This is a genomic window from Pseudomonas sp. FSL W5-0203 (genome assembly GCF_001896155.1).
Classification (GTDB): Bacteria; Pseudomonadota; Gammaproteobacteria; order Pseudomonadales; family Pseudomonadaceae; genus Aquipseudomonas; species Aquipseudomonas paracarnis.
In genome coordinates, this window is record NZ_MPOR01000041.1 from 13,807 (window position 1) to 26,557 (window position 12,751).

Consider the following 12,751-nt stretch of genomic DNA (forward strand, 5'->3'; position numbering starts at 1 on the left):
AAAAAAATCCCCGAACCAGTCGGGGATTTTTTATGTGCGATCAATCAGCCCAAGGGCAGATCAATCTTCGCGGTAGCGACGCAGCTTGAGCTGCTTACCGGCAACGCGAGTGTCTTTGAGCTTGGCCAGCAGTTTTTCCAGGCCGTCTTCCGGCAGCTCCACCAGGGAGAAGCTGTCACGCACCTGGATGCGACCGATGGCTTCACGTGCCAGGCCACCCTCGTTGAGGATAGCACCCAGCAGGTTCTTGGCCGCGATACCATCACGCGCACCCAGCGCGGTACGGCAACGAGCACGGCCTTCAGCCAAAGGCACTGGAGCGCGACGCTCGCGATCACCACGGTCTGGACGGTCGCCGGAACGCTCTGGACGATCACCGCGTGGCGCGCTGTTCGGAACCAGTGGACGTTCTTTTTCGATGGCTGCCAGGGTCAGGGCCTGACCATTGGTAGCTTTGCGCAGCAGAGCTGCAGCCAGGGCACGCGGGGTGCAACCGATATCGGCAGTCAGGCGGTCCAGTAGGTCGCCGTGGGTCGATTCAGCGTCTGCCACCAGTGGCGCCAGGCTGTTGGTCAGTTTCTTGATGCGCGCATCGAGAACGGCCTGGGCATCCGGCAGGCGGACTTCGGCAACTTTCTGGCCGGTAACACGCTCGATCACTTGCAGCATGCGGCGCTCACGTGGAGTCACCAGCAGCAATGCACGGCCTTCGCGACCGGCACGGCCGGTACGGCCGATACGGTGAACGTAGGACTCTGGATCGTAAGGCATGTCAACGTTGAACACGTGGGTGATACGTGGAACGTCGAGGCCACGGGCGGCAACGTCGGTCGCGACAACGATGTCCAGACGGCCATCCTTGAGGGAGTCGATCACGCGCTCACGCTGGTTCTGGGCAATGTCACCGTTCAGCGCAGCGGCTTTGTAGCCTTTGGCTTCCAGGGCGCTGGCCAGGTCCAGGGTCGCTTGCTTGGTGCGCACGAACATGATCAGGGCGTCGAAGTCTTCGACTTCCAGCAGGCTCAATACAGCCGAGGTCTTCTGGTCAGCGTGAACCAACAGGTGAGCCTGTTCGATCGCGGTAACGGTCTGGGTCTTGGTCTGGATCTTCACGTGCTCCGGATCGCGCAGGTGGCGTTCGGCAATGGCACGGATGGACTGCGGCAGGGTCGCCGAGAACAACACGGTCTGACGGGTCGCCGGCAGTGCCTTGAAGATGACTTCCAGGTCATCCATGAAGCCCAGCTTCAACATTTCGTCAGCTTCGTCCAGAACCAGGTGGTTCACGGTCGACAGGACTTTTTCGTCACGACGCAGGTGGTCGCACAGACGGCCCGGAGTGGCGACAACGATCTGTGCGCCATTACGGATTGCCTTGAGTTGTGGGCCCATAGGCGCGCCGCCGTAAACGGCCACAACAGTTACACCTGGCATTTGCTTGGCGTAGGTTTCAAAGGCGGTTGCTACTTGCAGCGCCAACTCACGGGTTGGCGCCAGGATCAGGGCTTGCGGCTCGCGCTTGGCAGGATCGATGCAGTGCAGGATTGGCAAAGCGAACGCGGCAGTTTTGCCGGTACCGGTTTGCGCCTGGCCAATCATGTCCTTACCGGCCATGATGATCGGGATCGATTGCTGCTGAATCGCCGAAGGTTCTTCGTAGCCGGTCGCTGCGACGGCTGCAAGAATATTCGGGTTAAGATTAAAAGCGGCGAAGCCGCCGGTTTCCTGGGTCATGGGTCTGCCTCTAAGTGCATCCGCAAAGACCCATGCTCCAAAGCTGCGCATGCCGTGTTGAGACTCAAGAGTCGCCCTGGCTGCTTTGTCGGCGGGGATTTGCGAAAACGAATGAATGAAAAAGATTCGTCAAGGAAGAGTCCGCTGTGCGGACGTGCAGCCGAAGCTGACTTCGGGGAATTGCGCTACCTAAACGCGGCCCGGTTAAAGGCCGGCGCGCACTATACCGGAAATAGCTGAAAAAGGGAGCTTTTTTTATCGCCAGGCACCGATAAACCGCACTGCGTCACGCGCTTTGCAGATCCGTGCGCCAGGGTCTATTTTTCAAAGGCCCGGCCCTGTTGGTCATCGAGCTTAAACGGTTCACCCACCCGCTGAGACCCTTTGGTCTGAAACCTTACCCGCGCCCCGAGGGCACACCCCATGAATCAAGCCAGCAGTAGCCGTGTCAGCCGCGCACTTGAGGGTCATGTTCTATTGCTGGGCCTGGACCGTGTGGCCAAGCGCAACGCCTTCGACCTGGATTTGCTCAATGCGCTGAGCCTGGCCTATGGCGAATTTGATCGAAACGATGACGCACGGGTGGCCGTGGTGTTTGCCCATGGCGACCACTTCACGGCCGGGCTGGACCTGGCCAATGTCAGCAGCGTGATGGCGGGTGGCTGGCAACCGCCGCTGGGAGGGTGCGACCCGTGGGGGGTATTTGCAGGCCCGCGCGTGAGCAAGCCGGTGATCGTCGCCGCCCAGGGTTATTGCCTGACGATCGGTATCGAATTGATGCTGGCGGCGGATATCAACCTCTGCGCCAGCAATACCCGCTTTGCCCAGATGGAGGTGCAACGCGGGATCTTCCCGTTTGGCGGCGCGACATTGCGCTTTCATCAGATTGCCGGCTGGGGCAATGCAATGCGCTGGCTGCTCACCGGCGACGAGTTCGACGCCCATGAAGCCCTGCGCCTGGGGTTGGTGCAGGAAGTGATGGCCAGTGAAGACCTGTTGCCCCGCGCCATCGAGTTGGCCAACCGCATTGCGCGCCAAGCACCGCTGGGTGTACAGGCCACGTTGATGTCGGCACGGCTGGCGCGTATGGAGGGTGAGGCTGTGGCAGCCGCCGCGCTGCCGCCCATGGTGGATAAACTGCTCAACAGTGAAGATGCCAAGGAGGGTGTTCGGGCGATGGTCGAGAAGCGGCCGGGGGTGTTCAAGGGGATTTGAACGAACTGAATTAGCGGTCGGCAGTGAGGGCCTCTTCGCGGGCAAGCCCGCTCCCACAGTTGAATTGCATGCTCTGTTGAAATGCAATCCCCTGTGGGAGCGGGCCTGCCCGCGAAAGCGTCCGAACTGGCAACTAAGTTGCCGGCCGAATCGCCTTGATCAACGGCTGCAACGAGTACCCCAAGCGCGGCGCCAAAGCTTCGGCGCGGGCTGACAGCGCCTCCAGGTCCAGCACCTGATCCAGCTCCGAAGGCACCAACAGAATCACATTGCCCTCCTTCACCGGCAGCTCCCAGTAATGCCGGTGGTACAACCCACGCAACAACGCCGCCCCCAACGGCTTGCCATCATCGGTGGCCCATTGGTTGATCACCAGCCAGCCGCCGGGGTTGAGTTTCTTCTGACAGTTTTCCAGGAAGGTCCAGGCCAGATGCCCCACGCCCGGGCCGACATCGGTGTAGAGGTCGACGAAAATCAGATCGGCCGATTCGGCACTGTCGAGCAATTGCAACGCGTCGCCAATGCGGATGTACAAGCGCGGGTCGTCATCCAGCCCCAGATATTCGATGGCCAGCCGCGGCACATCAGGGCGCAGCTCAATGGCTTCGACATCTTCCAGCGCCAGGAACTTGAGGCACGCCTGGGTCAATGTGCCCGCGCCCAGGCCGAGAAACAATGCACTCTCCGGCTGTTCATGGCACAACGCGCCGATCAGCATGGCGCGGGTGTAGTCGTACTCCAGCCAGCTCGGGTCAGCAGTGAACACACAGCTTTGCTCGATGGCGTCGCCAAATTCGAGAAAGCGGTAATCAGCCACTTCAAGCACACGGATCATGCCGAATTCATCATGGACTTCGGCCAGCAGGTGCTCGACACGCTCCTCGCTCATCACTACTCCTAAAAGGGTCTGCTGCACGGCAAAGGCGCGATTGTCGGCCAAGCGGCAGCAACAGGTCACGCACTAATTGCTGCTAACATTGACGCCCGAACATCCACCCGCAAACGAGTTCATGATGAGCCAACCCTGGAGCCCCGATAGCTGGCGAGCCCTGCCGATCCAGCAGCAACCCCAATACCCGGACGCTGCACACTTGCTGCAAGTGGAGCAGAGCCTGGCGAGCTACCCGCCCCTGGTGTTTGCCGGGGAAGCCCGCGAATTGCGCCGTCAGTTTGCCGAAGTGACCCAAGGTCGTGCGTTCCTGCTGCAAGGCGGTGATTGCGCCGAGAGCTTTGCCGAGTTTTCCGCCGCGAAGATTCGCGACACCTTCAAGGTGCTGCTGCAGATGGCCATTGTCATGACCTTCGCTGCCGGTTGCCCGGTGGTGAAAGTCGGGCGCATGGCCGGCCAGTTCGCCAAGCCACGCTCGGCCAACGATGAAACCATCGACGGCATCACCCTCCCCGCCTACCGGGGCGATATCGTCAACGGCATCGGCTTCGACGAAAAAAGCCGCGTGCCAGATCCGGACCGCCTGTTGCAGTCCTACCACCAGTCCACCGCCACCCTCAACCTGCTGCGCGCCTTTGCCCAGGGCGGTTTCGCTGACCTGCACCAGGTGCACAAGTGGAACCTGGATTTCATCGCCAACTCCGCGCTCGCCGAGAAGTACAGCCAACTGGCCGACCGCATCGACGAAACCCTGGCCTTCATGCGCGCTTGTGGCATGGACAGCTCGCCGCAATTGCGCGAAACCAGCTTCTTCACCGCCCACGAAGCATTGCTGCTCAACTATGAACAGGCCTTCGTGCGCCGCGATAGCCTGACCAACGACTACTACGACTGCTCGGCGCATATGTTGTGGATCGGCGACCGCACCCGTCAGTTGGACGGCGCCCATGTCGAGTTCCTGCGCGGAGTGAACAACCCGATCGGCGTGAAAGTCGGACCTAGCATGAACCCGGACGACCTGACCCGCCTGATCGACATCCTCAACCCGGATAACGACCCTGGCCGCCTCAACCTCATCGCCCGTATGGGGGCAGGCAAGGTCGGCGACCATTTGCCCAACCTGATCCGCGCCGTGCAGCGCGAGGGCAAGCAAGTGCTGTGGAGCTGCGACCCGATGCACGGCAATACCATCAAGGCCAGCAGCGGCTACAAGACCCGCGACTTTGCGCAGATCCTTGGCGAAGTGAAGGATTTCTTCCAAGTGCACCAGGCAGAAGGCACCTATGCTGGCGGGATCCATATCGAGATGACCGGGCAGAACGTCACCGAATGCATCGGCGGCGCACGGCCGATCACCGAAGATGGCCTGTCGGACCGTTATCACACCCATTGCGACCCACGGATGAATGCCGATCAATCGCTGGAGTTGGCGTTTCTGATTGCAGAGACCTTGAAACAGGTAAAGCGCTGACGTTTTAGCGACGGGGATGACGCCATCGCGGGCAAGCCCGGCTCCCACATTTGAACGCGTTTCTCTGTGGGAGCCGGGCTTGCCCGCGATAGAGGTTTAAAGGTTGGTATCCCGGTTCGGCATCGCTGCCCTTAACCGAGCAGCACTGGGCCGCTGGCAATTGAGCTGGACCTGTTCCAGCCCTAGCCAGTCGGCCATTTTGCGCAGGTTCAGCGCCAGCGCCAGCATGCCTTCCTCATCCAGCCCCGGCTCTTCCTCATGCACGGCATGCACGGCCAGGCGCCCATGAGCACGCTCGGCTCGCAGGTCGACGCGCGCGGCAATGCGTTCGTTGTGGAGAAACGGCAACACGTAGTAGCCATACACGCGCTTTTCTTGCGGGGTGTAGATCTCCAGCCGATAGCGAAAGTCGAACAGGCGCTCGGTGCGGCTGCGCTCCCATATCAGCGAATCGAACGGCGACAACAATGCACTGGCCGGCACTGTGCGAGGCAGTTTCGGCGCCGACGGGCAGTACGCTGGTTGTTTCCAGCCCCGCACCCGGCACGCCAGCAGTTGCCCATCCTCAACCAGCTCGGCCAAGCGGTTGCGGCTGTCGGCGGGGTCGAGGCGGAAATAATCGCGCAGGTCTTTTTCGGTGGCGACACCCAATGCAGTCGCACTGTGCAACAGCAAGCCACGCTGCGCTTCACCTTCACTCATGGAGACCCTGAGCACCTCTGCGGGAATAACACGCTCGGGCAGATCATAAAGCCGCTCAAACCCTCGACGACCGGCAACCGTGACCAGGCCAGCGGCGAACAGCCATTCCAGCGCGTGCTTTTCATCACTCCAATCCCACCAGGGCCCGGCACGCTCCTCGCGGGTCGACAAGCTACCCGCCCCCAAGGCGCCCTGCTGTTCGACGGTGCGCAACACGCGTTGGATCGTCGCCTGCTGTTCACGGCCAAAACGTGCCATTTGCGCATAAATCCCCCGCCCTTGCCGGGCGCGCTCCATGCGCCAACCCATCAACGGGTACAGCGCCAAGGGCAGCAGTGACGCCTCATGCCCCCAGTATTCAAACAGAGAACGCCGCCGCCCCTGGCTCCAGGCCGCCTGTTCAAGAATCGATGGGGAATAAGAACCAAGGCGGGAAAACACCGGCAGATAGTGGGAACGCACCAGCGCATTGACCGAGTCGATCTGTAAAACGCCCAGGCGTTCGATCAAGCGGTTGAGGTGCGCAGCCTTTATCTGTGCAGGCGCCTGGCGCCCGGAAAATCCCTGGGCAGCCAGCGCCATGCGTCGAGCTTGCTTGAGTGAAAAACACAGGTCGGCGGGCATGGCAATCTCCATAGAAGCTCGCCCCCTACCCTACTGCATCCGCGCTTATTTTCGCAGCGGGTCTTCCCAGAAATGCCGATGGCTTTCCTGCGCGACGTCGGCGCGATTGAGCCCGATGTCCTTGAGGGCGTCATCGCTCAGGGTCGCCAGCATCTGGCGCTCCTGATGCAACAGCTGCCAACGCGCGAATGTGTGAAACAGCCCGGCAAACGGCCATTTATCCGTCGATATGAAACCTTTTTGACCTTTCATCTTCTCGCCCTCCAGTGGGGATGACGACAGTGTGTGCCGGGCATTATGATCAATCCAACGAATGTTTCTTATGCATTACATCTCGGAGATTGATCAATTGTCCGCCTATCCCAGCATCGACACTGATGTGCTGCGCACCTTCGTCGCCATTGCCGACCAGGGCGGTTTCACCCGCGCCGGCGAGCAGGTCAACCGCACTCAATCGGCGGTGAGCATGCAGATGAAGCGCCTGGAAGAAGACGTGTTGCAGCGCAAACTGTTCGAGCGCGATGGCCGCCAGGTACGGCTCACGCCCGAAGGCCAGGTGCTGTTGGGTTATGCGCGGCGCATCCTGAAATTGCACAGCGAAGTGTTCAATACCCTGCGCGAGCCGCATATGGTGGGGTTGGTGCGTATCGGCACGCCGGATGACTACGTGATGCGCTTTCTGCCAGGCATCCTCAAGCAATTTTCCAAAGCCTACCCACTGATCCAGATCGAAATGCACTGCGAAGCATCGACCGTATTGATGCAACGGCGGGACCTGGCGTTGACCGTAATCAGCCGCGAGCCCGGCAACGATCTGGGTGAGTTATTGCGTACCGAACGCATGGTGTGGGCAGCATCACCGTGCTTTTGTGTGGAGGAGCACGATGCCCTGCCCCTGGCGGTGTCCGGCGACGAGTGCCTGTACACCCATTGGGCACGGGCCGCACTGGAGGCGGCCGGGCGAGATTATCGCCTGGCCTATCACAGCTCTAACGGAGCAGCGATCCTGGCAGTGGTCAGTGCAGGCCTGGCGGCGATGGTCAGCATGGAAAGCCTGGTCACCGACGACCTGCGAGTGCTCGGCAGCGACGAAGGCTTCCCGCCTTTACCGTCGATGAACCTGCGCTTGCTGCGTAACCCGCAGATGACCTCGCCGATCACCGAATGCCTGGCGGACTACATCGTCGAAGGCTTCAAACTTTAAAGGTCAGCATCACCGCGCACACCACCAAGAAGCCACAGAAGAGGCCGCGCAACAGACGTTCCGGCAAGGCATGCGCCACTTTCACGCCCCAACTGATACTCAGCAGGCCCCCCACCGCCAGTGGCAGGCCGATCATCCAGTCCACCTCGTGGTGCCAGGCATAGGTGACCAGGGTCACACCGGTGCTGGGCAACGCCAAGGCCAACGACAAGCCTTGGGCGACCACTTGAGTAGTGCCGAAGACACTGGTGAGTACCGGCGTGGCGACCACCGCGCCGCCGACCCCGAACAGCCCGCCCATGGAACCGGATGCCGCGCCCAAGACGCCAAGCCAGGGCCAGGAATAACGCATTTGTGCGGTGGGCGGCGCATTGCGAGTGAACATGCGCAGCAGGTTGTAGGCAGACAACGCCACCAAGAACGCAATAAAACCGATGCGCATGGCACCCGCATCCAGGCCCACCGCCCAGATCGATCCCAGCCAGGCAAAGCAAAAGCCGGTCACACCCAGGGGTAAAGCGTGACGCAACTCGATGCGGTTACGCTGATGATAGCGCCACAGCGCGAGCATCACATTCGGCACGACCATCACCAAGGCGGTACCTTGGGCAATCTGCTGATCCAGGCCGAACAACACGCCCAGCACCGGGATGGCAATCAGCCCACCACCAATGCCAAACAGCCCACCTACAGTGCCCAACGCCGCACCCAATGCCAGGTACATCACTAAATCCCACACCGCTCGGTACTCCGCAATTTCATGCTTGGCATGCTACGCAGTCGGCCCTGGCGCGGAAACGCACAGCAACGCACAATGGCTGTGCCAATCTCGCATAAGCGTTGAGCTATGAACCCCAACACCCTGACCGACCAGCTGAGCCTGTTTCTCGACGTAATGGAAGCCGGCAGTTTTTCCGCCGCCGCGCGCCTCCATCCGCTGACACCTTCAGCCGTGGCCCGGCGCATCGACAGCCTGGAAAGCTCCGTGGGTAGCCGCCTGTTCCAACGCAGCACCCATGCGGTGGTGCCCACCTCCGCAGGCCTGGCCTTTGCCGAGCGAGCGCGACGAATTGTCAGCGAGTTGCAGCTGGCACGGGCAGAGGCGGTCTCGCTGAGCCATGCGCCGGAGGGGTTGATCCGGGTCGATGCGCCCGCAGCATTCGGCCGCCGGCACCTGGCGCCGGTCATTGCGGACTTTTTGAGCCTGTATCCAGGCCTGGACGTGCACCTGCACTTGATCGACAGCTTTGTCGATATGCAGGGCGCGCATCTGGGCAAGGTCGACCTGGTTCTGCGCGCAGGGCATATTGTCGACACCCGACTGGTCGCTACGCCGCTGGCGAGTATCGTGCGTATCGCCTGTGCCAGCCCCGCGTACCTGAAAAGCCGTGGCACGCCGGCCCATCCTCGAGAGCTGAGCGAACATGACGGCCTGGACTGGGACGGGCTGGCGCCAATGTTCGCCTGGCGCTTCGAACTGGACGGGCGCCGCACAACCTATCGCCCGCGACGCATCCGCATGAGTGCCAACAACGCCGAAGCCCTGCTCTCGGGCGCACTGGCCGGGCTGGGCATCGCTCACTTGCCGACCTGGTTGGCCAGTGAATACCTGGTGCGCGGCGAACTGTTGCCGCTGTTTTGTGAAGACGGTTTGCCCAGCCCAGAAACCGCCGGCATTTATGCGCTGCGCCTGGAGCAACAGCCCAATGCACGCAGCCGATTGTTGCTTGAATACCTCAAATCCCGTTTCAGCCCGGTGCCGCCCTGGGATCTGGCATTGCAAAGTGGCTTGGTCTGACGCCTACGGCAAGAATTACCTGGCGCATTAAAGATTTGCCCGCTAGATTCCAGCCCAGACATGCTTTTTCGAGACGCCACCATGAGCAAAAACCCTGATCCTTGCGAATCGCTGTTGCTGGACAACCAGCTGTGCTTCGCCCTGCACTCCACCTCACTGCTAATGACCAAGGTCTATAAGCCCCTGCTCCAGGCCATCGGCCTGACCTACCCGCAGTACCTGGCCATGATGGTGCTGTGGGAAGAGGATGAGTTGACCGTCAGTGAAATCAGCAGCCGCCTGCTGACGGACCCAGGCTCCATGACGCCACTGCTCAAGCGCCTGGAAGCCGAGGGCCTGCTCAGCCGCACGCGCAGCCGCGAAGACGAGCGGGTGGTGGTGGTGAAACTGACCGACGCCGGGCGCGCCTTGCAGGAGAAGGCCAAGGATGTTCCGCAATGCATCCTGGGCGCCAGCGGGATGGCGCTGGAGCAATTGCGCAAGCTGCAAGGCGACCTGATCGCGTTGCGTGCCAATCTGCAAACCAGCATCTGACACGCTAGGCCCCAGCACTAAACATACTCAAAAGTGGGAGCTGGCTTGCCTGCGATTGCGATTCATCAGTCAACCATGCAGTGACTGATACACCGTCATCGCAGGCAAGCCAGCTCCCACTTTTTGTTCTGCGACACCCTTAAATTCTTCAACGCTGAAAAATTAACTTGCGCACTAAACATTAGCGCTATACATTCACCTCACTAACTACTTAGCGCACAAATGTTTAGCGCTAACCACACAGAGGAACGCCCCATGCAAACGCTCTATACCGCAGTAGCCACCGCCACTGGCGGCCGTGATGGTCGCGCCGTTTCCAGCGACAATATTCTCGACGTCAAACTGTCGACTCCAAAGGAGTTGGGCGGCGCCGGTGGCCAGGCCACTAACCCAGAGCAATTGTTTGCTGCCGGCTACTCCGCTTGCTTTATCGGCGCACTGAAGTTCGTGGCCAGCCAGACCAAACGCAAAATCCCGGATGACGCCTCGATCACCGCCCACGTGGGCATCGGCCAGATCCCGGGCGGCTTCGGCCTGGATATCGACCTGCATATCAGCCTGCCGGGCCTGGCCCAAGATGAGGCGCAAAGCCTGGTCGACGCTGCGCACCAAGTGTGCCCGTACTCCAACGCCACCCGTGGCAACGTTGAGGTGCGCTTGCATGTAACGGTCTGAAAAACAGACGCCCATGAAAAAGCCCGACTCAAGGTCGGGCTTTTTTCGTATCGCCGGGGCCAGAATTACTTCTTGGCGCGGCCTTTGTACGAACCACCTTCACGGGTGTCGATCTCGATCAGGTCGTCGATTTCGATGAAATCGGCCACTTGCAGTTCGGTACCGTTGCTCAGTTTGGCAGGCTTCATCACCTTGCCGGAAGTGTCGCCGCGAGCGGAGCCTTCGGTGTAAGCAACCTTACGCACGATGGTCGTCGGCAGCTCTACGGAAACCAGGCGCTCTTCGAAGAAGATAGCTTCGCAGACGTCTTCCATGCCTTCTTCAATGAACGGCAGAACGGCTTCGATATCTTCAGCGTTCAGCTCGTACATGGTGTAGTCAGTGGTGTCCATGAACGTGTAGGTGTCGCCGCTGATGAAGGACAGGGTCGCTTCTTTGCGGTCGAGGATCACGTCGTCCAGTTTGTCATCGGCGCTGTAGACGATTTCGGTCTTGTAACCGGTCAGCAGGTTCTTCAGCTTGGTCTTCATGATTGCGCTGTTACGACCAGACTTGGTGAACTCAGCTTTCTGAACCAGCCAAGGGTCGTTTTCGAGACGGATCACTGTACCGGGTTTCAGTTCTTTACCAGTTTTCATTGCGTATATCCGAAATTTGGATGGGATTGACAAAAATCAAGGTGGCGTATCATATCCAACTTTCATAAAACTGTACCAGCGCCGTCGCAAGATCGGCCTGCAAGCCTTGTTCCAGACACCAGTTCTGCGCGTGCTGGCTGACCTCGGGCCAATGTTCCAGCAGCATTTTCCAGGACTGTGCCATATCGCCATCAGCGTTCCAGGCTTGCCAGAGCGTGACGACGGCAGCTTTGGCGGCCGGTGACAGTGCGGCTGTGTACAGTTCCAGGAAGGCATCGAGCTTGTCCAGGTGGATGTCTTCGTCCTGGCGGTAGATGTGCCACAGCAATGGCCTCCCCGCCCACTGGGCACGCACGAACGAGTCTTCGCCACGTACGGCGTTAAATTCGCAGCACCATAGCAATCGGTCATATTGCTCCTGACGTACGAATGCAATGACCTGTACGGTCAGCGCACCACGTACTTGGATGTCTCCCGCCGACAAGCTGTTCACCCCCAGCCAGCGTTGCACGTCCCCCAGAATGCGCCCTTCCGGCACCAGCAAGTGCGTCCCCCGTCCATCGGCCGCCAATACGTCCAGCCAGCCGGCCAACCCGTCATTCTCATAGGCAAACAGCGACATCAAACGCGCGCCGGCCGTCGGAGCAACGCCCAGGCTTTGCAGGAACCGTTGTTGCGCGGCCGCGTCCTGCTGAAACGCCCGGCGTCGCTCCAACAAGCCGGCTTCGCGCAACAGGCCGCCAGTACCGGGGCGAAACCCGGGGAAAAAAAAGTACTTCTGCACGCCCTTGTACTTCACCGAAGGCAAGCGATGGCAGCCCACCACCCAGTCTTCAGCGCTGAGGTAATCCAGGTTCATCCACAACGGCGCACGTTCACACTCGGCCATGCGGTCCATGTACTCGGGCGGTAGCTGGCACGCGAACGCAGCAATCACCACATCCGCCGGGTGTGCGCCTGGCCATTCGGCCGGCCAGTGGCGCACTTGGACGCCCTCTTGCCATTGCTGGCCCACCTGCACATCAATGTCCGGGCACATGCGTTCGAAGGCGCGCAGGTCATCGACCCACAAGCGCACGTCACAGCCATGCTCCACCACCAACTGCCGGGCCAGGCGCCAGGTCACGCCGATGTCGCCGTAGTTGTCGACGACACTGCAAAAAATATCCCAGCGGGCTTTCATTCCGGGCTCCATCGATCAAAGGTTCGATTGTCCGCATAAATGCGTGGATGCAGAAGGCTTGATCGCGATTATTCTGCACGGAGG

At 60.4% G+C, this 12,751-nt stretch carries 13 protein-coding genes; 6 read left to right on the plus strand and 7 right to left on the minus strand.

What is annotated here, in order from left to right; genetic code table 11:
- Positions 1–60 precede the first annotated feature (60 nt).
- Positions 61–1,734, minus strand: coding sequence for a DEAD/DEAH box helicase (locus BOP96_RS24685; protein ID WP_014717677.1), 1,674 nt, complete (start codon positions 1,732–1,734; stop codon positions 61–63).
- Between the two features lie 423 nt (positions 1,735–2,157).
- Here BOP96_RS24685 and BOP96_RS24690 point away from each other — a divergent pair, with 423 nt between their 5' ends.
- Entirely contained in the window at positions 2,158–2,949 is a 792-nt protein-coding gene (locus BOP96_RS24690) for a crotonase/enoyl-CoA hydratase family protein (RefSeq protein ID WP_014717676.1), read from the plus strand.
- A 133-nt stretch (positions 2,950–3,082) separates the two neighbouring features.
- Here BOP96_RS24690 and BOP96_RS24695 read toward each other — a convergent pair whose 3' ends face one another.
- The gene (locus BOP96_RS24695; RefSeq protein WP_014717675.1) at positions 3,083–3,838 is read right to left on the minus strand and encodes a spermidine synthase; all 756 of its coding nucleotides are present in this window, start codon (positions 3,836–3,838) and stop codon (positions 3,083–3,085) included.
- Between the two features lie 124 nt (positions 3,839–3,962).
- Between BOP96_RS24695 and BOP96_RS24700 the strand changes: the two genes are divergently transcribed.
- Positions 3,963–5,309, plus strand: a complete 1,347-nt coding sequence (locus tag BOP96_RS24700) for a class II 3-deoxy-7-phosphoheptulonate synthase (RefSeq protein ID WP_019820346.1) — start codon at positions 3,963–3,965, stop codon at positions 5,307–5,309.
- Positions 5,310–5,405: 96 nt separating this feature from the next.
- Here BOP96_RS24700 and BOP96_RS24705 read toward each other — a convergent pair whose 3' ends face one another.
- The gene (locus BOP96_RS24705; RefSeq protein ID WP_072435589.1) at positions 5,406–6,635 is read right to left on the minus strand and encodes a winged helix-turn-helix domain-containing protein; all 1,230 of its coding nucleotides are present in this window, start codon (positions 6,633–6,635) and stop codon (positions 5,406–5,408) included.
- 45 nt (positions 6,636–6,680) lie between these two features.
- Positions 6,681–6,887 carry a DUF1127 domain-containing protein gene (locus BOP96_RS24710; RefSeq protein WP_014717673.1) on the minus strand — a complete coding sequence of 69 codons (207 nt, stop codon included), beginning with the start codon at positions 6,885–6,887 and terminating at the stop codon, positions 6,681–6,683.
- Positions 6,888–6,957: 70 nt separating this feature from the next.
- Here BOP96_RS24710 and BOP96_RS24715 point away from each other — a divergent pair, with 70 nt between their 5' ends.
- A complete protein-coding gene (locus BOP96_RS24715) occupies positions 6,958–7,839 on the plus strand; it encodes a LysR family transcriptional regulator (protein ID WP_014717672.1) in 882 nt (293 codons plus the stop codon).
- Here BOP96_RS24715 and BOP96_RS24720 read toward each other — a convergent pair.
- Positions 7,829–8,578 (minus strand): sulfite exporter TauE/SafE family protein, encoded by a 750-nt coding sequence (locus BOP96_RS24720; RefSeq protein WP_014717671.1) that lies wholly within the window; start codon positions 8,576–8,578, stop codon positions 7,829–7,831. The two genes, BOP96_RS24715 and BOP96_RS24720, sit on opposite strands and share 11 nt — an antisense overlap.
- Before the next feature lie 108 nt (positions 8,579–8,686).
- Here BOP96_RS24720 and BOP96_RS24725 point away from each other — a divergent pair, with 108 nt between their 5' ends.
- The 3 genes from BOP96_RS24725 to BOP96_RS24735 all read left to right on the plus strand — a co-directional run bounded on the left by BOP96_RS24725 (position 8,687) and on the right by BOP96_RS24735 (position 10,846).
- The gene (locus BOP96_RS24725; RefSeq protein ID WP_014717670.1) at positions 8,687–9,637 is read left to right on the plus strand and encodes a LysR family transcriptional regulator; all 951 of its coding nucleotides are present in this window, start codon (positions 8,687–8,689) and stop codon (positions 9,635–9,637) included.
- Positions 9,638–9,718: 81 nt separating this feature from the next.
- On the plus strand, positions 9,719–10,171 hold the full coding sequence (locus tag BOP96_RS24730; RefSeq protein WP_020302801.1) for a MarR family winged helix-turn-helix transcriptional regulator: 453 nt from the start codon (positions 9,719–9,721) through the stop codon (positions 10,169–10,171).
- Between the two features lie 255 nt (positions 10,172–10,426).
- Complete coding sequence (locus tag BOP96_RS24735) at positions 10,427–10,846, plus strand: organic hydroperoxide resistance protein (RefSeq protein ID WP_014717668.1); 420 nt, start codon at positions 10,427–10,429, stop codon at positions 10,844–10,846.
- Positions 10,847–10,911: 65 nt separating this feature from the next.
- Here BOP96_RS24735 and BOP96_RS24740 read toward each other — a convergent pair whose 3' ends face one another.
- On the minus strand, positions 10,912–11,484 hold the full coding sequence (locus BOP96_RS24740; RefSeq protein ID WP_003172723.1) for an elongation factor P: 573 nt from the start codon (positions 11,482–11,484) through the stop codon (positions 10,912–10,914).
- 49 nt (positions 11,485–11,533) lie between these two features.
- Entirely contained in the window at positions 11,534–12,667 is a 1,134-nt protein-coding gene (earP, locus tag BOP96_RS24745; RefSeq protein WP_020302803.1) for an elongation factor P maturation arginine rhamnosyltransferase EarP, read from the minus strand.
- Positions 12,668–12,751 lie beyond the last annotated feature (84 nt).

Excerpts from the sequence above, each read along its gene's own strand:
- BOP96_RS24685 (WP_014717677.1), bottom strand. The coding sequence starts at position 1,734 with ATGACCCAGGAAACCGGCGGCTTCGCCGCTTTTAATCTTAACCCGAAT.
- BOP96_RS24690 (WP_014717676.1), top strand. The coding sequence starts at position 2,158 with ATGAATCAAGCCAGCAGTAGCCGTGTCAGCCGCGCACTTGAGGGTCAT.
- BOP96_RS24695 (WP_014717675.1), bottom strand. The coding sequence starts at position 3,838 with ATGAGCGAGGAGCGTGTCGAGCACCTGCTGGCCGAAGTCCATGATGAA.
- BOP96_RS24700 (WP_019820346.1), top strand. The coding sequence starts at position 3,963 with ATGAGCCAACCCTGGAGCCCCGATAGCTGGCGAGCCCTGCCGATCCAG.
- BOP96_RS24705 (WP_072435589.1), bottom strand. The coding sequence starts at position 6,635 with ATGCCCGCCGACCTGTGTTTTTCACTCAAGCAAGCTCGACGCATGGCG.
- BOP96_RS24710 (WP_014717673.1), bottom strand. The coding sequence starts at position 6,887 with ATGAAAGGTCAAAAAGGTTTCATATCGACGGATAAATGGCCGTTTGCC.
- BOP96_RS24715 (WP_014717672.1), top strand. The coding sequence starts at position 6,958 with ATGCATTACATCTCGGAGATTGATCAATTGTCCGCCTATCCCAGCATC.
- BOP96_RS24725 (WP_014717670.1), top strand. The coding sequence starts at position 8,687 with ATGAACCCCAACACCCTGACCGACCAGCTGAGCCTGTTTCTCGACGTA.
- BOP96_RS24730 (WP_020302801.1), top strand. The coding sequence starts at position 9,719 with ATGAGCAAAAACCCTGATCCTTGCGAATCGCTGTTGCTGGACAACCAG.
- BOP96_RS24735 (WP_014717668.1), top strand. The coding sequence starts at position 10,427 with ATGCAAACGCTCTATACCGCAGTAGCCACCGCCACTGGCGGCCGTGAT.
- BOP96_RS24740 (WP_003172723.1), bottom strand. The coding sequence starts at position 11,484 with ATGAAAACTGGTAAAGAACTGAAACCCGGTACAGTGATCCGTCTCGAA.
- earP (WP_020302803.1), bottom strand. The coding sequence starts at position 12,667 with ATGAAAGCCCGCTGGGATATTTTTTGCAGTGTCGTCGACAACTACGGC.